Origin of the sequence: Nonomuraea sp. NPDC049158 (assembly GCF_040648335.1) — a bacterium.
In the GTDB taxonomy this organism is placed as follows: Bacteria; Actinomycetota; Actinomycetes; order Streptosporangiales; family Streptosporangiaceae; genus Nonomuraea.
In genome coordinates this window covers 1-18,856 of sequence record NZ_JBEZDM010000050.1, presented here as the reverse complement: position 1 = coordinate 18,856, position 18,856 = coordinate 1, and the positions used below count along the sequence as shown (strand labels likewise).

General features: G+C 69.3%; 19 protein-coding genes. 12 read left to right on the top strand and 7 right to left on the bottom strand.

All coding sequences use genetic code 11. From position 1 onward, the window contains the following. Positions 1 to 47 precede the first annotated feature (47 nt). Positions 48 to 470, bottom strand: coding sequence for a DUF4307 domain-containing protein (locus AB0B61_RS51990; protein ID WP_358448769.1), 423 nt, complete (start codon positions 468 to 470; stop codon positions 48 to 50). Positions 471 to 604: 134 nt separating this feature from the next. On the opposite strand from AB0B61_RS51990, the gene mca reads away from it, so the two are divergent. The 3 genes from mca (at position 605) to AB0B61_RS51975 (ending at position 2,014) form a co-directional block, all read left to right on the top strand. Further along, a complete protein-coding gene (gene mca, locus AB0B61_RS51985) occupies positions 605 to 1,489 on the top strand; it encodes a mycothiol conjugate amidase Mca (RefSeq protein WP_225296424.1) in 885 nt (294 codons plus the stop codon). A 66-nt stretch (positions 1,490 to 1,555) separates the two neighbouring features. Further along, on the top strand, positions 1,556 to 1,720 hold the full coding sequence (locus AB0B61_RS51980) for a hypothetical protein (protein WP_358448767.1): 165 nt from the start codon (positions 1,556 to 1,558) through the stop codon (positions 1,718 to 1,720). After that, entirely contained in the window at positions 1,721 to 2,014 is a 294-nt protein-coding gene (locus AB0B61_RS51975) for a GNAT family N-acetyltransferase (RefSeq protein ID WP_358448765.1), read from the top strand. It begins immediately after the preceding gene. A gap of 3 nt (positions 2,015 to 2,017) precedes the next feature. Here AB0B61_RS51975 and AB0B61_RS51970 read toward each other — a convergent pair whose 3' ends face one another. Continuing rightward, positions 2,018 to 3,169 carry a hypothetical protein gene (locus tag AB0B61_RS51970; RefSeq protein WP_358448763.1) on the bottom strand — a complete coding sequence of 384 codons (1,152 nt, stop codon included), beginning with the start codon at positions 3,167 to 3,169 and terminating at the stop codon, positions 2,018 to 2,020. A 96-nt stretch (positions 3,170 to 3,265) separates the two neighbouring features. Between AB0B61_RS51970 and AB0B61_RS51965 the strand changes: the two genes are divergently transcribed. Then, a complete protein-coding gene (locus AB0B61_RS51965; RefSeq protein ID WP_358448761.1) occupies positions 3,266 to 5,242 on the top strand; it encodes a thioredoxin domain-containing protein in 1,977 nt (658 codons plus the stop codon). A 66-nt stretch (positions 5,243 to 5,308) separates the two neighbouring features. Here AB0B61_RS51965 and AB0B61_RS51960 read toward each other — a convergent pair whose 3' ends face one another. Further along, positions 5,309 to 7,378, bottom strand: a complete 2,070-nt coding sequence (locus AB0B61_RS51960; protein ID WP_358448759.1) for a transglycosylase domain-containing protein — start codon at positions 7,376 to 7,378, stop codon at positions 5,309 to 5,311. 183 nt (positions 7,379 to 7,561) lie between these two features. Next, positions 7,562 to 8,041, bottom strand: a complete 480-nt coding sequence (locus tag AB0B61_RS51955; protein WP_358448757.1) for an Lrp/AsnC family transcriptional regulator — start codon at positions 8,039 to 8,041, stop codon at positions 7,562 to 7,564. 103 nt (positions 8,042 to 8,144) lie between these two features. Here AB0B61_RS51955 and hppD point away from each other — a divergent pair, with 103 nt between their 5' ends. The 3 genes from hppD to AB0B61_RS51940 are packed head-to-tail and all read left to right on the top strand — an operon-like array spanning position 8,145 to position 10,847. Then, positions 8,145 to 9,254, top strand: coding sequence for a 4-hydroxyphenylpyruvate dioxygenase (hppD, locus tag AB0B61_RS51950; protein ID WP_358448755.1), 1,110 nt, complete (start codon positions 8,145 to 8,147; stop codon positions 9,252 to 9,254). 38 nt (positions 9,255 to 9,292) lie between these two features. Next, the gene (locus tag AB0B61_RS51945; RefSeq protein WP_358448753.1) at positions 9,293 to 9,445 is read left to right on the top strand and encodes a hypothetical protein; all 153 of its coding nucleotides are present in this window, start codon (positions 9,293 to 9,295) and stop codon (positions 9,443 to 9,445) included. Beyond that, complete coding sequence (locus tag AB0B61_RS51940; protein WP_358448751.1) at positions 9,435 to 10,847, top strand: M1 family metallopeptidase; 1,413 nt, start codon at positions 9,435 to 9,437, stop codon at positions 10,845 to 10,847. Before AB0B61_RS51945 ends, AB0B61_RS51940 begins: the two co-directional genes overlap by 11 nt. 9 nt (positions 10,848 to 10,856) lie before the next feature. Here the strand turns inward: AB0B61_RS51940 and AB0B61_RS51935 are convergent, their stop codons facing one another. After that, positions 10,857 to 12,041 carry an FIST N-terminal domain-containing protein gene (locus tag AB0B61_RS51935; protein WP_358448858.1) on the bottom strand — a complete coding sequence of 395 codons (1,185 nt, stop codon included), beginning with the start codon at positions 12,039 to 12,041 and terminating at the stop codon, positions 10,857 to 10,859. 171 nt (positions 12,042 to 12,212) lie between these two features. Here AB0B61_RS51935 and AB0B61_RS51930 point away from each other — a divergent pair, with 171 nt between their 5' ends. From AB0B61_RS51930 to AB0B61_RS51920, 3 genes are all read left to right on the top strand, one after another. Then, complete coding sequence (locus AB0B61_RS51930) at positions 12,213 to 13,604, top strand: sigma 54-interacting transcriptional regulator (RefSeq protein ID WP_358448749.1); 1,392 nt, start codon at positions 12,213 to 12,215, stop codon at positions 13,602 to 13,604. Positions 13,605 to 13,666: 62 nt separating this feature from the next. Continuing rightward, the gene (locus AB0B61_RS51925; protein WP_358448747.1) at positions 13,667 to 14,416 is read left to right on the top strand and encodes a hypothetical protein; all 750 of its coding nucleotides are present in this window, start codon (positions 13,667 to 13,669) and stop codon (positions 14,414 to 14,416) included. A gap of 30 nt (positions 14,417 to 14,446) precedes the next feature. Beyond that, positions 14,447 to 16,402, top strand: a complete 1,956-nt coding sequence (locus tag AB0B61_RS51920; RefSeq protein ID WP_358448856.1) for a hypothetical protein — start codon at positions 14,447 to 14,449, stop codon at positions 16,400 to 16,402. A gap of 67 nt (positions 16,403 to 16,469) precedes the next feature. On the opposite strand, the gene AB0B61_RS51915 is transcribed toward AB0B61_RS51920, so the two are convergent. Continuing rightward, positions 16,470 to 16,892: a DUF6292 family protein gene (locus AB0B61_RS51915; RefSeq protein WP_358448745.1), complete on the bottom strand. Its 423-nt coding sequence runs from the start codon at positions 16,890 to 16,892 to the stop codon at positions 16,470 to 16,472. A 140-nt stretch (positions 16,893 to 17,032) separates the two neighbouring features. Here AB0B61_RS51915 and AB0B61_RS51910 point away from each other — a divergent pair, with 140 nt between their 5' ends. Together AB0B61_RS51910 and AB0B61_RS51905 are read left to right on the top strand one after the other, a co-directional pair. Continuing rightward, positions 17,033 to 17,158, top strand: a complete 126-nt coding sequence (locus AB0B61_RS51910; protein WP_263655728.1) for a hypothetical protein — start codon at positions 17,033 to 17,035, stop codon at positions 17,156 to 17,158. A gap of 10 nt (positions 17,159 to 17,168) precedes the next feature. Further along, on the top strand, positions 17,169 to 17,603 hold the full coding sequence (locus AB0B61_RS51905) for a hypothetical protein (RefSeq protein ID WP_358448743.1): 435 nt from the start codon (positions 17,169 to 17,171) through the stop codon (positions 17,601 to 17,603). Positions 17,604 to 17,632: 29 nt separating this feature from the next. Here AB0B61_RS51905 and AB0B61_RS51900 read toward each other — a convergent pair whose 3' ends face one another. Next, positions 17,633 to 18,772 (bottom strand): cystathionine gamma-synthase, encoded by a 1,140-nt coding sequence (locus tag AB0B61_RS51900; RefSeq protein WP_358448741.1) that lies wholly within the window; start codon positions 18,770 to 18,772, stop codon positions 17,633 to 17,635. Between the last annotated feature and the right edge of the window lie 84 nt (positions 18,773 to 18,856).

The window sequence follows — 18,856 nt, the reverse complement described above, 5'->3', positions numbered from 1 at the left end:
TTGCGAAAGGCTAACAAGTCAACAGCTCGTACGCTTCCTCAAACGTCTCATTCTACGAGAGTGCAGTACTGGATGTGGACGGACGTGGCCTGGGCACTCGTGTCCAGGCGCTCTTTGAGCTGCTTACTACCCCCACCAGCCGGGATTCTTACTTCCCTGCTGCCCACTTCTGCGTGGTTGACATCTGTGGCCCTGATACGGCATACGGCGACCCGGTCGGCCGGTTTGCTCACCTCGAAGGTGATCTCGGCTTCGTTGGGGCGATTGGCCTGGAACGACACCACCTGGGGGATGGCCCCGGTGTTGCCGCCGGTCATCGACCACATCACGTAGCCCCAGCCACCTGCGATGATGGCCACCAGCACGCCGATCACGACGTGCACGACGAAGCGGCCCCGGCGCTCAGGACGATCGGGGAAGTCGTCGGGTGTGCCGAGAACTGGACGGCTCTCGACATCTTCGGTGGCCATGGCGGAATCTCCCTGCACTCCCTCAGCGTTATCCGAGACAATTGTTCCCTGCGGGGGTCACGCCCTCGCGACCGCCCAGCTGAACCTAACCTGCCTGGGCAAGTGATCGGTCCAACTGAGGAGACATCGAGCCCGTGAGTGCACCGTTGAGGCTGATGGCCGTCCACGCCCATCCCGACGACGAGTCGAGCAAGGGCGCCGCCACGATGGCGCGCTACGTCCGTGAAGGCGTTGACGTGCTGGTCTGTACGCTCACGGGCGGTGAGCGAGGCTCGGTCCTCAATCCCAAGATGGACCGGCCGGAGATCGTCGACAACATCGGCGAGGTCCGCAAAGCGGAAATGGCCCGTGCGCGGGAGATTCTTGGAGTTCAGCAGGAGTTCATGGGCTTCGTCGACTCCGGCCTGCCGGAGAGCGAGGAGGAGGAGCTGCCCGAGGGCTGCTTCGCGGTGCAGAAGCTCGAAGACGCCTCCGCGCCCCTTGTCGCCGCCGTGCGCGCGTTCAAGCCGCACGTCATCGTCACCTACGACGACGACGGCGGCTACCCGCACCCCGACCACATCATGACGAACCGGGTCTCCGTGGAGGCGTTCGAGGCGGCCGGCGACCCCGACCGCTACCCGGGCACCGGCGACCCGTGGCAGCCGCTGAAGCTTTACTACCAAATGGGCTTCACCAAGGAGCGGTTCGAGGCGCTGCACGAGGCGATGACCTCGCGCGGCATGGGCTCGCCTTACTCCGACTGGATCTCCCGCTGGGAGGACCGGCCCGCCAAGTGGCCGGTGACGACCCGGGTGCCCTGCGCCGACTACTTCGAGCTGCGCGACGAGGCGCTGCTCGCGCACGCCACCCAGGTGGACCCCGACGGCTTCTGGTTCGTCTGCCCGCGCGAGCTCCAGCAGGAGATCTGGCCGACCGAGGACTACCACCTGGCACGCTCCCTGGTCGACACCGAGCTGCCGGAAGACGATCTGTTCGCCGGAATCCACGCCGACGAGGTCTCCGCCGCCTGCCACTGACGCCGATGAGGTCGCTGCCCGCCTGCCACTGACCGGAGCATGACCCCCCGGTGGCAGACTGGAGGAGTGATAACTCTCGCAGCGGGTGATGTGAGTCCGGGCCTGCTCGGCTTCGTCGTCGTCGCCCTCATCGGGGTCGCCCTGTACATCCTGATCAAATCGATGAACAAGCAGATGTCGAAGATCCAGGTGCCCCGGGCGGCCGACATCGACGACAAGAAGGCCGAATAGATGCCGGTCGAAATAGTCGACAACGCGGAGCGGAGCCGATTCGAGATTCTCGTGGACGGCACGGTCGCCGGGTTCGCCGACTACCGTCTGCTGCCCACGAAGATCGTTTTCACGCACACCGAGGTGCTGCCCGAACACGAGGGTCAGGGCCTGGCGGGCAAGCTGGTCGGGTACGCGCTCGACATGAGCAGAGACACGGGCCTGCGGGTCGTGCCTCTCTGCCCGTACGTCGTCAAGTACATCGAGCGCCACCCCCAGTACAAGGATCTGGTCGACGCCTCAGCCAGTGGGTGACACTCAGTCGCCGGGTGACCATGCTCGCTCGAGCGCCTTGGGCAGGCCCCACCAGCCGAGCGGGGTGAGCACGTCCTCGGTGTCGAGGATGCCCAGATAGCCCCACAAGGTCACCACCGGCACGAACAGGCGCTCGGTCGCGTCGAGGTCGTCGGCGTCCTGGTCGTCGATGTCGATGTCCTCCGACTCGGCGATGAGCCGGGCCAGCCGCTCGGGCGAGGCGAGCACGCCGGGACCCAGCCTGGTCAGGGCCGCCACCGCGGCCAGCCAGTCGGCGTGCTGGATGGCGCACAGGTTGGCCAGCACGGTGTCCTCGTGGCTGAGGTCGCCGTCGAGGTCCGCGAACTCCTCCAGGCTGTCGCCGGCCTCCGACAGGTCGGAGATGGGCCCGGCGATGCCGGCCGCCACCGACAGCCAGAGCTCGCCGTCGTCCTCGGGCATCGGCCGGTCGTCGAGCCCGGCGCAGGCCCGCAGCACGTTCGCCGGATAGCCGGGCAGGCCGAGCAGCTCACGCAGCAGTGCCCCGGCCCGCCGCAGCTCCTCGGCGGGCAGCTCGGGCGGCTTGGGCAACTCGCCGACGATCCGCCGCAGCTCGGCCAGCGCGAACGCCTCCTCCTCGTCCCAGGCGGCGAACAGCTCCTCGTCCTGCTCGTCGCTGACCGCGAACCCGGGCACCCGGCCGTCGGGCTGCGGCTCGCTCAGCCAGCGCTCCTGAAGCTCCTCGTACGTCCTGCGGGCCCCCGAGTCACCGGCGACCAGCGCGTCGGGGTCGATCTCACCCGCGCTGACGCGTTCCTCCAGATACCGCACGAGCAGCGAGAACATCTCCTCGGCCACCGGCCCGCGCTCGTCCTCCTCCGGCCAGACGAAGTAGCCGGGCGTCATCAGCATGGGCTCGGTGCCGGTCGACTCGACCCAGCGCTGCACGTCGCCGACCGTGGCGACACCCGACTCGATCGAGCCGAGCGTCGACCTGGCCGACTCCCAGAACGCCAGGGAGAGCGGGTTGCCCGCGGCCATCAACGCGCGCCGCAGGTCGGGCAGCGCCACCAGCGCCACCCCGGAGGGCACGGCGAGCAAGGCGCGTGCAACGTCCCTGCGGGTGAGGGCGGCGGCGGGGCGGCCGGCATGCGTGCACACGTAGTCCAGATCCACGCTCCGTAACCTACGCCCCCGCCGTCCCCACCACACGCGTTGCCACCGACCCGACACCCACCGGGCGTGGTCGTAGAGTGCTCAGAGGAGGACCTGATGAACCGCTTGCAGGACGCGACGAGCCCTTATCTGCTCCAACACGCGGGCAACCCCGTCGACTGGCACCCCTGGGGCGAGGAGGCTTTCGCCGAGGCACGACGGCGCGACGTGCCACTGCTGATCAGCGTGGGTTATTCGGCGTGCCACTGGTGTCACGTGATGGCGCACGAGAGTTTCGAGGACGCCGACACCGCGCGGCTGATGAACGAGCACTTCGTCAACGTCAAAGTGGATCGCGAGGAGCGGCCCGACGTCGACGCCGTCTACATGAGCGCCACCCAGGCCATGATCCATCAGGGCGGCTGGCCGATGACGGTGTTCGCCACGCCCGAGGGCCATCCGTTCTACTGCGGCACCTACTTTCCGCGGCCCCAGTTCCAGCGGCTGCTGCGCGGGGTGCGCGACGCGTGGGCCGGTGACCGGGCGAGCGTGACCGAGCAGGGGTCGAAGGTGGTCGAGGCGCTCAACGCGCACACGACGCTGCCCACCGGGCCGCTGCCCGGCGAGGAGACGCTGGCGCTGGCCGTAGGGAATCTGCGGGAGTCGTTCGACAAGGTCCGCGGCGGGTTCGGCGGGGCGCCCAAGTTCCCGCCGTCGATGGTGCTGGAGTTCCTGCTGCGCTCCGGCGAGACCGAGATGAGCGGCCACACGCTGGAGTCGATGGCGCGCGGCGGGATGTACGACCAGCTCGGCGGCGGTTTCGCACGCTACAGCGTGGACGCGGGCTGGGTGGTGCCGCACTTCGAGAAGATGCTGTACGACAACGCGCTGCTGCTGCGGGTCTACACGCACTGGTGGAAGGCGAGCCGGGCGCCCCTCGCCCGGCGGGTGGCGCTGGAGACGGCCGAGTGGCTGCTGCGCGAGCTGCGCACCGCGGAGGGCGGCTTCGCCTCGGCGCTCGACGCCGACAGTGAGGGCGAGGAGGGCCGATTCTACGTCTGGACGCCCGAGCAGCTGCGTGAGGTGCTCGGCGACGAGGACGGGGACTGGGCTACGCGGCTCTTCGAGGTGCGGGGGACGTTCGAGCACGGCACGTCGGTGCTGCAGCTGCTCACCGACCCCGGCTCCGGCACGGACGACGCGGCGCGGTTCGACGACGTGCGGGCGCGGTTGCTCGCCGCCAGGGAGCGGCGGGTCCGGCCGGGGCGTGACGACAAGGTCGTGGCCTCGTGGAACGGCCTGGCCATCGCCGCCCTGGCGGAGACCGGCGCGGTGTTCGACCGGCCGGATCTGGTGGCGGCCGCCCGGCAGGCGGCGGAGCTGCTCGAAGACGTGCACATGGACGGCGGCAGGCTGCTGCGGACCTCGCGCGACGGGCGGGCGGGCCGCAACGCCGGGGTCCTGGAGGACTACGCGAACCTGGCCGAGGGGCTGATCGCCCTCTACGGCGTGACCGGGGAGACGCGCTGGCACCGGCTGGCGGGCACGCTGCTCGACACCGTGCTCGACCGGTTCGGGGACGGCGAGGGCGGGTTCTACGACACGGCCGACGACGCCGAACGGCTGTTCCAGCGGCCGCAGGATCCCACCGACAACGCGACCCCGTCGGGACAGTACGCCGCCGCAGGGGCCCTGCTGTCCTACTCGGCGCTGACGGGGTCCGCGCGGCACCGTGAGGCCGCCTACGCGGCGCTGGGCACGGTGTCCGTGCTGGCCGCCGGGCACGCGCGGTTCGCCGGCTGGGGGCTGGCTGTGGCGCGGGCGGCGCTCAGCGGTCCCGTCGAGGTGGCGGTCGTCGGGCCGATGGACGACCCGCGTACGCGGGCGCTGCACCGGGAGGCGCTGCTGGCCGACGTGCCCGGACTGGTCGTCGCGCTGGGCGACGGCGAAGGCGTGCCGTCCGGCGGGCCCGAGCTGCTGGCTGGCCGCGGGCCGGTCGGCGGCGCACCCGCCGCGTACGTGTGCCGGGGCTTCACCTGCCGGATGCCCGTCACCACCCCCGAGGAGCTACGGGCCGAGCTAGCCGACCGATGACCGGTGGCCGAGCTAGCCGACCGATGACCGGTGGCCGCCCTAGCCGACCGATGACCGGTGGCCGCCCTAGCCGACCGGTGAGCGTGCGTTGTCGTTCCACCGGCCGGGGTTGTTCTCGTCGGGTCCGGTCGTGGGGACGTCCGGTTCGCCGGTGGGCGGGCCGCCGGTGTCGTTCTGCCGGGGCGGATCCTGCTGCGTGTCCGGGCCCTGCGTGGTGGGCTGCTCCGTGCTCGGCTGTTCGGTGATCTCGGGGGTGGGCGAGGACCACGGGTCGGGCGCCTGGGTGTGCTGCGGTTCCTGCGGCATGTCCTGGCGCTGGTCGGGGCGGGCCCAGTCGTCGGAGCCGTACCCGTAGTCGGACGGCTCAGGGAACTCCACGACCGGCTTGCCCGCCATGGCCTCGGTCATGAACGCCCGCCAGATCTGGGCGGGCAGCTGGCCACCGAACTGCACGCCGTAGCCGGGGATGTCCACCGGCTTGTTGTCGTCGCGGAACATGTCGACGGCGACGGCCAGCTGCGGCGTGAAGCCGTTGAACCAGACCGCCTGGGAGTTGTCCGTGGTGCCCGTCTTGCCGGCCACCGGACGGTCGTACAGCCTGGCCGCGGTGCCGGTGCCGTACTTGACGACCTGCTGCATCGCGTACGCGGTGTCGGCGGCGGCCTGCTCGCTGACCACCTGGGTCGACGCGCCCTTGATCACGTTCTTCTTGCTGTCGGGGGCGGTCACCGACTTCACGACGTGCGCCTCCATGTGGACGCCGCCGTTGGCGAAGGAGGAGAAGCCGGAGGCGTTCTGCACGGCGCTCAGCGAGGCGACGCCGAGCGGGAACGTGGCGGCCGCCTCGTGCTGCTTGAGCTGCGTCTCCGGGATGCCCGCCGCCACCGCGGTGGCGGCCACCTTGTCGAGGCCGACCTTCTGGCCGAGGTCGACGAAGGCGGTGTTGACGGAGTTCTGGGTGGCACTGATCAGGTTGATCTCGCCGTAGGAGCGGTCGCTGTCGTTGGGGATGGGCTTGGTGGCCGAGGCCACGCGCATCGGCGAGTTGCCGTTGACCCTGGTGGACAGGTCGAAGCCGTTGTTGAGCGCGGCGGCCAGCGTGTACGGCTTGAACGTGGAGCCGGCCATCACCTTGGCCGAGAAGGCGTTGTCGTAGTACTCGGAGCGGTCGGGGCGGCCGCCGTAGAAGGCGACGACCTCGCCGGTGGCCGGATCGACGGCCGCCAGCCCGGTGCGGACCTTCTTGGGCGTCGAGTCAGGCAGCACGGTCTTGACCGCGTTCTCGGCCGCCTGCATGAGCTTCTTGTCGAACGTCGTGACGACCCTCAGCCCGCCGCCGTTGATGTCCTCGTCGGTGTAGCCGCGCCGGTTGAGCTCGGCGGTGACCTGGTCGAGCATGTACTGGGCCTGGCCCTTGAGCTCGAACGGCTTCTTCGGCGCCTTGAGCGCCGGGAACGTCTGGGCGGCGGCCTGCTCGGCGGTGAGCGTGCCCGTCTGCCGCATGGCGTCGATCACGGCCTGCCAGCGGGCCTCGGCGGCGTCGAGGTCGGCGCCCTTGGGGTCGGCGAAGCGGCTGGGCTGCTGGATCACCGCGGCCAGGTAGGCGCCCTCGGCCACGCTCAGCTTGCCGACGTCCTTGCCGAAGTACGCCTGCGCGGCCGCCTGGGCGCCGTTGGCGCCGCGGCCGAAGTAGATCGTGTTGAGGTACTGCTCAAGGACCCAGTCCTTGGACTTGGACTGGTCGACCTTGATGGAGATCATGATCTCCTTGAACTTGCGGGTGATGGACCGTTCCTGGCTGAGGCCGCTGTAGTAGTTGCGGACCAGCTGCTGGGTGATCGTCGAGCCGCCCTGGAGCTGCTGCCCGGAGATGGTGGACCACACGGCCCGCGCGGTGCCTTTGACCGAGACACCGCCGTCTTGGTAGAACGAGCGATTCTCGGCTGCTATCACCGCGTCACGTACGTGCTGGGGCACCTTGTCCAGCGGAACGTTCCTGCGGTCGATGCCCTTCTTGGCGAGCACGCTCTTGCCGTCGCGGTAATAGATCACCGACCCCTGGGCCGTGGCGTCCTTCTGGGTGCTGTCGGGAATCGGGGTCATCGCCCACGCGACGGCGAAAAGCCCTATGGCCAAGAGGATCCCGGCGCCGAAAACGATCAATAGCCGTGTCAGGATCCGCCGCTTTCGCATGCCCTTTTCACCACCGATCCGCACCCGCAACCCCCCGATCGCGTCTCGCCAAACCCCCGTCAGCTGGGCGAATGCCAAGGTTAAGCGATCGATAACGGTGCCTCGTCCCCTCCCGCGATAGTACGGCTAGCGCGTTTCGCGTTGGGGAACATTCGCCACCAATGGCAAAACGCGGTAGGGAACAGGGGTGTCGAGCGCGATGATCGAGGAAGTCCTGAGAACGCCCTGAACCTCGACGATCTGGTCGATCACCCGCTGCAGATCGGCGTTCGTCCGCGCCACCACCCGGCACAGCAGGTCGCTGCCACCCGTGATCGTGTGGACCTCCAGCACCTCGGGGATGTGGGCCAGCCGGTGCGCCACCGGGTCGTGCCCCGCGACCTGCCTGATCTCCATCGTCACGAACGCGGTGACGTCATAGCCGAGCGCCACCGGCGAGACGTCGGGCCCGAACCCGGTGATCACTCCCCTGGCGATCAGCCGGTCGAGCCGGGCCTGCACGGTGCCGCGGGCCACGCCCAGCCTGCGCGAGCACTCCAGCACGCCCAAGCGCGGCTCGGCGGCCAGGAGGGCGATCAGCCGGGCGTCCAGGTGGTCGATCGTCATGGTGTACAGATCTCCCGCTCTTCTCGGCTATGGACAGTACATATTGTTCAGTCAAAAAGGCAGCTGTTGCTCAACCCGTCCAGCGAATCCGAGTATTAATGCTATGACTGATGTCTTTCCGGTTAACGGGATGCACGCCGTGGTGTTCGCCGTGGGCAACGCCAGGCAGGCGGCGCACTATTACTCGAGCGCGTTCGGCATGCGGCTGGTGGCCTATCGCGGGCCGGAGAACGGCAGCCGCGACGAGGCGGCCTACGTCCTGACCTCGGGGAGCGCCAGGTTCGAGTTCAGGGCCTCGATCCGGCCGGGGAGCGACCTGGCCAGGCACGTCGCCGAGCACGGTGACGGGGTGATCGACCTGGCCATCGAGGTGCCGGACGTGGAGGCCGCCTATCGGCACGCCGTGGAGCAGGGGGCCCGCGGGCTGGCGGAGCCGTACACGCTGGAGGACGAACGGGGCAAGGTGGTGCTCGCGGCGATCGCCACCTACGGCGAGACGCGGCACACGCTCGTCGACAGGTCCAACTACAGCGGCGCCTACCTGCCCGGTTACGTGCCCGCCGAGCCGCTCGTCGCCCCGCCCGCGACCAGGTCCGGACGGCTGTTCCAGGCCGTCGACCACTGTGTGGGCAACGTCGAGCTGGGCCGGATGGACGAGTGGGTGGAGTTCTACAAGCACGTGATGGGCTTCACCAACATGGCGGAGTTCGTCGGCGACGACATCGCCACCGAGTACTCGGCGCTGATGTCCAAGGTCGTGGCCGACGGGAGCCGCAAGGTCAAGTTCCCGCTGAACGAGCCGGCCGTGAGCCGCAGGAAATCGCAGATCGACGAGTATCTGGAGTTCTACCGCGGACCGGGCGTGCAGCACGTCGCGCTGGCCACCAACGACATCCTGACCACGGTCGACCACATGCGCGCGGCCGGGGTGAGCTTCCTGGACACCCCCGACTCCTACTACGACGACCCCGAGTTGCGCGCGCGCATCGGGCGGGTCAGGGCGCCGATCGAGGAGCTGAAGAAGCGCAAGATCCTGGTCGACCGCGACGAGGACGGCTACCTGCTGCAGATCTTCACCAAGCCGGTGCAGGACCGGCCCACGGTCTTCTTCGAGCTCATCGAGCGGCACGGCTCGCTCGGGTTCGGCAAGGGCAACTTCAAGGCGTTGTTCGAGGCCATCGAGCGGGAGCAGGAGCGGAGGGGCAACCTTTAGACCGCGCCACGGTTGCCCTGACAGGGCGGGGACGCCGCGTGGGCGGCCTGCTGGACCTAGGCTGGATTCTGTTCGACCCGCGCAAGCAGGCTCTGCATGACAAAGCCGCGAAGACGGTCGTGGTCAATGCCCGACTCCGCGTAGAATTCCTGTCACTTAGCGAAGGGAAGAGCGCAGCCTATGGGGTTTGACCAGCGCAGGGCCGCTTCGCTCGTGGCGCTTCTGAGCATCCTCGCCTGCGCGCCGTCCAACGGCGCCATGGCGCCCACAGCGGCCCGGCCGGTGAGCGGAGACACGGGCGCGCCCGGCATCGGCGACCCCGACTTCCCCCTTGACGGCAACGGCGGCTACGACGTCTCCCACTACGGCCTCGAGCTCGGCTACACACCGAGCAGCAAGCACCTCGACGGCGTGGCGACGATCAAGGCCAAGACCACGCAGCGGCTCTCGCGCTTCGACCTCGACCTGTCCGGCCTCGACGTGAGCGAGGTGACGGTCGACGGGGAGAAGGCCATCTTCTCGCGCAACGGCACCGAGCTCGGCGTGCTGCCCACCACACCGCTCGGCGACAAGGCCGACTTCACCGTCAAGGTGACCTACTCCGGGGTGCCCAAGCCGATCAAGGACTCCACCAACCTCGGCACGTTCGGCTTCGTCCCGACGCCCGACGGCGCGTTCGTGGCCTGTGAGCCCGACGGCGCCAAGACCTGGTATCCGGTCAACGACCACCCCGCCGACAAGGCCGCCTACGACTTCGCGATCACCGTGCCCGACGGCGTGACCGCGCTGGCCAACGGCGAGCAGGTCGGCGAGCCCACGACCAGCGACGGCAAGACCACGTTCCGCTGGCGCGAGCGGCATCCGATGGTGAGCTACCTCGCGACGGCCACGATCGGCAAGTTCGAGCTGCGCAAGGGCCTGACGCCGGGCGGCATCCCCAACTTCGCGGCGGTCGATCCCAAGCACCGCGGCTCACTCGACGGTCTCTTCAAGGTGTCGGGCGAGGTCACCGACTACTGGAGCAAGGTCTTCGGGCCCTACCCGTTCTCCTCCACGGGCGGCATGATCGACGACTTCGCGGCCGGCTACGCCCTGGAGAACCAGACCAAGCCGCTCTACGGCGGCTTCGAGCCCGACCAGAGCATCATCGCGCACGAGCTGGCCCACCAGTGGTTCGGCGACAGCGTGAGCATCAAGCGCTGGCGCGACCTCTGGCTCAACGAGGGCTTCGCCACCTATGCCGAGTGGCTCTGGGCCGAGCACAAGGGCACCAACACCGCCGACCGGCTCTTCCAGACCTTCTACAACCGCGGCGCGGGCGACCCGATCTGGAAATATCCCCCTGGCCGGGCCCAGCCCAAAGACCTGTTCAACGACTCGGTCTACACCCGGGGCGGGCTGACCCTCCATGCCCTGCGCAAGGCCATCGGCGACGAGACCTTCTTCACGCTGCTGAAGACGTGGACGTCCGACCACAAATACGGCAACGTCACGACGGACGAGTTCATCGCGCTGGCGGAGAAGCTCTCGGGCAAGGATCTCAAGCCGCTGTTCGACGCCTGGCTCTTCCAGCCGGCCAAACCGGCGGCCTGATCACCCGGCTCACGGGGTGCCGGATGTACCCGTGGGTGCCGAGAAGACCAGGACGGACGCCGTGAAGCCGTGCACGTGGTTCTGGCCGCCCACCGGGCCGACCTCGCCGGCGGCGAAGAAGCCCGCGATCCCGATCGGCCCGAGCGTGTCGCGCAGCGCCACCGGATCGTGGTCGGCGGTGCCGAACATCGCCGACCCTCGGCCGTTGCAGGAGAACAGCAGCGCGCCGTCGATCCGGCCGAGCTCCTCCCGGTGCGCGTCGAGCAGGTCGTAGAGGTCCTCGTCCGCCGTGGCCGCGTCGCGCACGTGGAAGCGTACGGTCCTGCCGACCTCCACGACGTCGCCGATGGCCACAGCCTCGCGTTCCGGGTCGATGCCGATCACGCCTCTGATGAGGAAGTCGCCGCGTTCGTGCCGTTCGGCGTACTCGTTCATGGCCACGCCGATCTGCAGGCCGGCGGCGACCAGTTCGCGGTCGTCCTCGTCGAGCTCGCTGACGATGTCCTCCAGCCGGGCCAGCGCCGGTTGGCCGGCCAGCTCCAGCAGCAGGTTCTCCTCGGAGCGGGTGACGACCATGGTCGGGCCGATCGGCCGGCAGCCCTGGCTGACCACTGTGCTGACCCGTACGGAGCCGCTGAGCAGTACGCCGATGGCGCCCTCGGTGTAGACCTCGCCGTCGGCGAAGAGCCGTACCGAGCCCCGGCCCCGCATCCCGTTGGCCAGCCCGCCGATCAGCGGCAGATCACCCAGCACATCCACGGAACGCTCCACGAACGCGTCCGTGGGGAAGGTGTAAGGGTCGGCCAGCAGGATCGCCACGTGATCCTCCGCCGTGCGCTCCGGCAGCCCCACCACCACGAACCGGTCCTCGGCGGTCAGCGTCTCCAGCGCGAACGTGGTCAGCTCGGCCCCGTCCAGCGTGGCCGCCCACGCGCTCACGGCGGACGTCAGCTCGACTCCCTGCCCGTCCGCGATCACGCCGGTGGCGCTGCAGCCGATCACGTGGGCCTCGGGGGCCAGCCGCATCGCGCACTCCCCCGCCCTGGCGACCTCGTCAGGATCGTCGCCGCAGATGAAGAAGCACACCAGGTCCGCCTCGCCGCTGAGTCTCGACAGGGCCTGACCGACAGCACGCTCCGCGGCCTCCACCAGGTCGGTACCCACGGCGAGGCCGTCGGCGAAGCGGCTCGTCATCACAGCCACGGATCTCGCCTCCTCAGCGGGTCGAAGTTCCCTAGGAACCGATTCTCCCCATTAAAGGAACAAGCACGCGCACGAACCGTCACGCAATAGTCAAGATCCGAAATCTCCGCCAGATGCGAAAGTGTCTGCCGCAGTGGTCCCAGGGGACGTAGTCTCGTTCCCGTGCATCAGCCTCTAAATATCCGCGAGCTGCGAGAGAGCGGTCACGTTCATCGCACCGTGAAAGCAGAGGTCCGCGAAAACCTGCTGGCCAAGCTGCGGGCCGGTGAGCCCCGTTTTCCAGGCATCGTGGGCTTCGACGACTCCGTCCTGCCCCACTTGGAGCGGGCGCTACTAGCCGGGCACGACCTCGTCCTGCTCGGTGAGCGGGGCCAGGGCAAGACCCGACTCATCCGTACCGTCACCGGGCTGCTCGACGAGTGGACCCCGGTGATCGACGGGTGCGAGATCAACGACCATCCGTACGCGCCGGCCTGTACGCGCTGCCTCGCGCTCGCGCGAGAGCTGGGCGACGAGCTGCCCGTGGCGTGGAAGCATCGCGACGAGCGCTACGGCGAGAAGCTCGCGACCCCCGACACCTCCGTCGGCGACCTGATCGGCGACGTCGATCCGATCAAGATCGCCGAGGGCCGGACGCTCGGCGACCCCGAGACCGTCCACTACGGGCTGGTGCCGCGCACCAACCGGGGCGTGTTCTCCGTCAACGAGCTGCCCGACCTGGCCGAGCGCATCCAGGTGTCGCTGCTGAACGTGCTGGAGGAGCGCGACATCCAGGTGCGCGGCTACAACCTGCGCCTGCCGCTCGACATCCTGCTCATCGCCAGCGCCAACCCCGAGGACTACACCAACCGGGGCCGGATCATCACCCCGCTGAAAGACCGCTTCGGCGCCGAGATCCGCACCCATTACCCGCTGACGGTCGAGGACGAGCTGGTGCTCATCCGCCAGGAGTCCATGCCGGACATCGGGGCGGACCTCCCCGAGCACCTGGTGGAGGTGATCGCCCGGTTCACCCGCCTGGTCCGCGAGTCCACCGCGGTCGACGCCCGCTCCGGCGTGTCGGCGCGGTTCTCGATCGCGGCCGCCGAGACCGCCATGGCCTCCGCCGTACGCAGGGGGGCGATCGCCGGCGAGGAGCAGTCCGTCGCCCGCGTCTGCGACCTGACCAGCGTCGTCCACAGCCTGCGCGGCAAGGTGGAGTTCGAGGTCAGCGAGGAGGGCAGGGAGACCGAGATCCTCGCCCACCTGCTCCGCCGGGCCACGGCCGAGACGTTCAGGAGCCGGTTGGGCGGCATGGACCTGTCGCCGCTGACGGACAAGTTCGCCGAGGGCAACCAGGTGGAGTCCGGCGAGCTGATCCCGGCCGCCGAGCTGCTGCGCCGCATCGGCCCGGTCAGCGGCCTGGCGAAGGTCATGTCGCGGCTGGGCATGGGCGAGGGCGAGGAGTCGCCCGGGCACGCGGCGGCCGCGCTGGAGTTCGCCCTGGAGGGCCTGTACCTCATGCGGCGCCTGTCCAAGGACGACGTGGACGGGGTCTCCGTCTACCGGACGTGAACATTCGGGCGGTCTCCTGCGTCGAACGTGATGATTGATCACGCCGTCGGGGGAGACCGCCCATGCGTCTGCTTGTCTGTGCCACCGCCCTGAGCGCCACCGCCCTGAGCGCCACCGCCTTGTGCGCTTTCGCCGTACCCGCCAACGCCGCGGACACCAAGATCGTGTATGGGTACGCCTGGGCGACCGGCGCGACCGAAATCCGCATCACGCCCATGACCGCCACGTACCGCAAGCCGCTCCACACCTTCAAGGCCGTCTCCGGCGCCAAGGAGCTACGGCTCGACTACGCCAAGGCGGCCTTCCGGCGGGTGACCGTCGCCTGCGACCTCAAGGAGACCGAGGGGCGCGTGGCGATCGACCGCAAGGGCCTGGGCACCACCGTCTGCGAGCCCGACGCCCTGACCGACCAGCTGGCGGCCGGGCCCCGCCCGGTCCGCGTGGAGTATCGCGGTAGCGAGGCCGTCAAGATCAACGAAGTGCTCGCCAAGTGGCCCGCGTCGCGCACCGTCCGTGGCACGGTCAAGCGGGTGGACGACACGACGGTCCTGTTCACCGGGGCGGGCAGGACGCTCAAGCTCGGCTACACGAACCTGATGTCGTTCGCCAGGACCACCAAGCGCTGCGGCGACGGCTGGCTGGCCGGCAGGCCGGTCAACGCCGACAAGCACGGCCTCGGCAAGAAGGCCTGCCAGAGCCGCGACTTCACCAAAGCCCTCAAGTCGGTCGGGCACCCGGTGCTCGTACAGGTCGATTACACGCCAGATGTCAACGAACTCTCCGGTGTGCGTGAGGTCTTCAGGGACGCGTAGCCTCCGTTCTCGGGTTAGCGTGTGTTCGTGATGGCCTACCGCTATGGCGAGTACAACGATGGCCCCGACCCCCTCGCCCCGCCGTACGACGTACGCGCCGCGCTCGACGAGATGGGCGACGCCATCCTGTCCGGCTCCACCCCCGTGCACGCCCTGCGCGACCTGCTCAAGCGCGGGCTGCCCGGGGCCCAGGACCGCCGGGGTCTCGACGACATGCTCAGAGAGGTACGACGGCGCCGCAGGGACCTGCGCGAGAGCGGCCGCCTCGACGGCACGCTGGAGCGGGCGCGGGCGCTCCTCGACAAGGCCATCGGCCAGGAGCGGGCCGAGCTGTTCCCCGACCCGTCCGACGACGCGCGGCTGCGCGAGAGCGAGCTCGACTCCCTGCCCGACGACACGGCCAGCGCGATCCAGCAGCTGACCCCCTACGAGTGGCGCTCCGCCGCCGCCAGGCAGACCTTCGACGAGCTGCGCGACCTGCTGCGCCGCGAAGTGCTCGACAGCCAGTTCCGAGGGCTGCGCGACGCGCTGGCCCAGCCGGACCCGGCGGCGATGGAGCGCGTCCGGCAGATGATGTCGGACCTCAACGACATGCTCGACAAGGACGCCAGAGGTCAGCACACCCAGCAGGACTTCGACGCGTTCATGAAGGAATACGGCGATCTCTTCCCGGAGAAGCCGCGCGACCTCGACGAGCTGGTCGACGTCCTGGCCCGGCGGGCCGCCGCGACCCAGCGCATGCTCGCCTCGATGACCCCGAGCCAGCGCGAGGAGCTGGCCAACCTGATGAGCCAGACGCTCGACCAGGCGGGGCTGTCCGACGAGATGCGCCGTCTCGGTGAGTCCCTCCAGGCCCGCCGGCCCGACCTGGCCTGGGACACCCCCGAACGGCTGACCGGCGAGGAGCCGCTGGGCATGGGCGACGCCGTCACCGCCCTGGAGGAGCTGGCCGACCTCTCGCAGCTGGAGACCTCGCTCCGCCAGGACTACCCGGGCGCCAGGCTCGACGACGTGGACGAGTCCGCGATCCGCCGCGCGCTCGGCCGCTCGGCGGTCGACGACCTGGAGGCACTCAAGCGGATCGAACGCGAGCTGGAGGAGCAGGGCTACCTCCTGCGCCGCCGGGGCAAGCTGGAGCTCACCCCCAAGGCCGTCAGGAGGCTCGGCGAGACCGCGCTGCGCCGGGTGTTCTCCTCGCTCGACGCGGGCCGGCGCGGCGACCACGACCAGCGCGACGCGGGCTCGGCCGGGGAGCTCACCGGCTCGTCGCGGCCCTGGCGCTTCGGCGACGAGCAGCCGATCGACGTGGTCCGCACGCTGGTCAACGGCGTCCGCAACGGCGGCGTCCAGCCCGAGTCGGGCGCCGTACACCTCTCGGTCGACGACTTCGAGGTGGCCGAGACCGAGCGGCGCAGCGCGGCGGCCGTCTGCCTGCTGGTCGACCTGTCCTACTCGATGGCCCTGCGGGGCACCTGGGCGGCGGCCAAGCAGACCGCGCTCGCCCTTCAGGCGCTGGTCGCCTCCAAGTTCCCGCAGGACGCGGTGCAGATCATCGGGTTCTCCAACTACGCGCGGGTGCTGCAGCCGGACGAGCTGGCCGGGCTCGACTGGGACATGGTCCAGGGGACGAACCTGCACCACGCCCTGCTCATCGCGGGCCGGCACCTGGATCGCCATCCCGACTTCGAGCCGGTCGTGCTCGTGGTCACCGACGGCGAGCCGACGGCTCACCTGATGCGCAACGGGCACTCGGCCTTCGAGTGGCCGCCGTCGCCCGAGACACTGGAGCTCACGCTGTCCGAGGTGGACAAGATGACGCGGCGGCGGGCGACGCTCAACATCTTCATGCTGGCCGGTGACGACCGGCTCAAAGAGTTCGTGGACGAGGTGGCGCGGCGCAACGGCGGTCGCGTGTTCTCCCCCAGCGCGGACCGGCTGGGCGAGTATGTGGTGAGCGACTTCCTGCGGGTACGCCGGTCCCGCTGAACACGGATTGATGTCGTAGCGCGCGTCCTCAAGCGGCCAGGGCGCGCGTCTTCAGCCGGTCAGCCGCTCAGGCGTCGACGAGGGGCGCGTAGAAGTCGAGGGCGACGTCGAAGCCGTCCCGGCAGTTGCGGTGCGAGCGGTAGCAGGGGCGCCAGGCGGAGCTGGCGCCCACGCCCGTGCGGGCGTCCGTCAGCGCCGACGGCACGCGCTCGGGCCGGGGCAGCAGGCCGCCCCCCAGATAACGGACGCCGTCGAGCTGGGTGTGCTCGCCGCGGCCGCCGGAGACGAAGCCGCCGAGCCGCCACCCGCTCTCCTCGTCCCACACCAGCGCGCTGCCGTCCGCCAGGCGGACGGTCGCGCCACGCGGCTCGCAGGGGCCCTCCCACCAGTCGGCGACCTCGGCTTCGAGCAGGTCGACGACCCGCTGCACATAGCCGGTCGGCTGCTGCAGCCACTCGTCGGTATACGGCTCGACATGCCTGATGGCCACGGACGGCACCCCCTTGTGCCCAAACGGTAAGGAAAAAGCGACGGTGGTCAACCATACCCGCGCCGAACTTATTCCGTTGCCAGAGCGTCTAGTCATTACGGACGATATTTACGTCCGACACGGGGAAGGAGGGGGGCTCCATGATTGCCATGATTCTTCTGATCGTGCTCATGGTGGTCGCGATCGCGGCCACCGAGCTGATCATGCGCTGCTCCTCAGAGGGTAAACAGAGTGTCGAGTCCACGGGCGAGATCGTCGGGGACTAGTCTCCTTCGCATGTCGTCCCTGCTTCTCTGGCTGCACATCGGCTTCGCGATCTTCACGATCGGCCCGCTCACGGCGGCCACCATGACCGCCCCGCGGGCCATCCGCGGCAAGAACCTGCCCGTCCTGCAGAACATCCAGCGGACCACCAGGATCTACAGCATCGGTTCGCTGGGTGTGCTGATCTTCGGGCTGGCCGTCGGCATGTCGATCGGCGGCGGCGTGCTCGGCAAGTGGTACATGACGGCCTCGATGACGCTGTTCATCGTGGCCGCCGTGCTGATCGTCATCATCGACCGCGACCTGCGCGCCGCCGTCCGGGTCCTCGGCACCGAGACCCCGGACGATGACGCGAAGGTGCAGAACGGCAGGATCGCCGCCATCAGCGGGCTGCTGTCGGTGATCTGGTTGGTGATCCTGTTCCTGATGGTCGTACCGGGTTCTTAGCCGAGCGTCCTGATGGTCGTACCCGGCTCTTAGCCGAGCGCCTGCGTCAGGTCGGCGAGCAGGTCGTCGACCGTCTCGATGCCGACCGACAGCCGCACCAGGTCGGCGGGCACCTCCAGCGGCGAGCCGGCCGCCGAGGCGTGCGTCATCCTGCCCGGGTGCTCGATGAGCGACTCGACGCCGCCCAGCGACTCGCCCAGCGTGAACAGCTTCGCCCGGTTACACACCTCGACCGCCTCGGCCTCGCCGCCCGCGACGCGGAACGACACCATGCCGCCGAACCGCTTCATCTGCTTGGCGGCCACCTCGTGCCCGGGGTGGTCACCCATCCCCGGGTAGAGCACCTGTGTCACGCGCGGGTGCGCGAGCAGCAGATCGACGATCCGCTCGGCGTTGTCGCAGTGGCGGTCCATCCGTACACCCAGGGTCTTGAGCCCGCGCAGCGTCAGCCAGGCGTCGAACGGCCCGGCCACCGCGCCCATCGCGTTCTGGTGGAAGGCCAGCTCCGCGCCGACCGACTCGTCGGCCGCGATCAGCGCGCCGCCGACCACGTCGGAGTGGCCGCCGACGTACTTGGTGGTGGAGTGCACGACCACGTCCGCGCCCAGCGCGAGCGGCTGCTGCAGGTAGGGCGAGGCGAAGGTGTTGTCGACGACCAGCAGCGCCCCGTTGTCGTGGGCCAGCTGGGCGAGCGCGGGGATGTCGGCGATGCCGAGCAGCGGGTTCGTCGGCGTCTCCACCCAGACGATCCGCGTCTTCTGGGTCATCGCCGCGGCCACCGCGTCGAGGTCGCCGAGCGGCACCGGGTCGTAGTGCAGGCCCCAGCGCTCACCGACCTTCGCGAACAGCCGGTACGTGCCTCCGTAGGCGTCGTTGGGGATGACGACGTGGTCCTGCGGCTGGCACAGAGCGCGCAGCAGGGTGTCCTCGGCCGCCAGGCCCGACGCGAACGCCAGCCCGCGCACGCCCCCCTCGACCGCGGCCAGCGCCTCTTCGAGCGCGGTCCTGGTCGGGTTGGCCGAGCGGCTGTACTCATATCCGGAACGCAGGCCACCCACACCGTCCTGCTTGTAGGTGGACGTCGCATAGATCGGCGGCACGACCGCGCCGGTAAGCGGGTCAGGCTCCTGACCTGCGTGGATCGCCAGGGTTTCGAAACCGTTCGTCATAGGCCCACGGTAACGGAAACAGATCGGAAGACCGACGTGAATGGAAATAGTTAACCTGACGCTGTGTAGAACTCGGTGTACGCC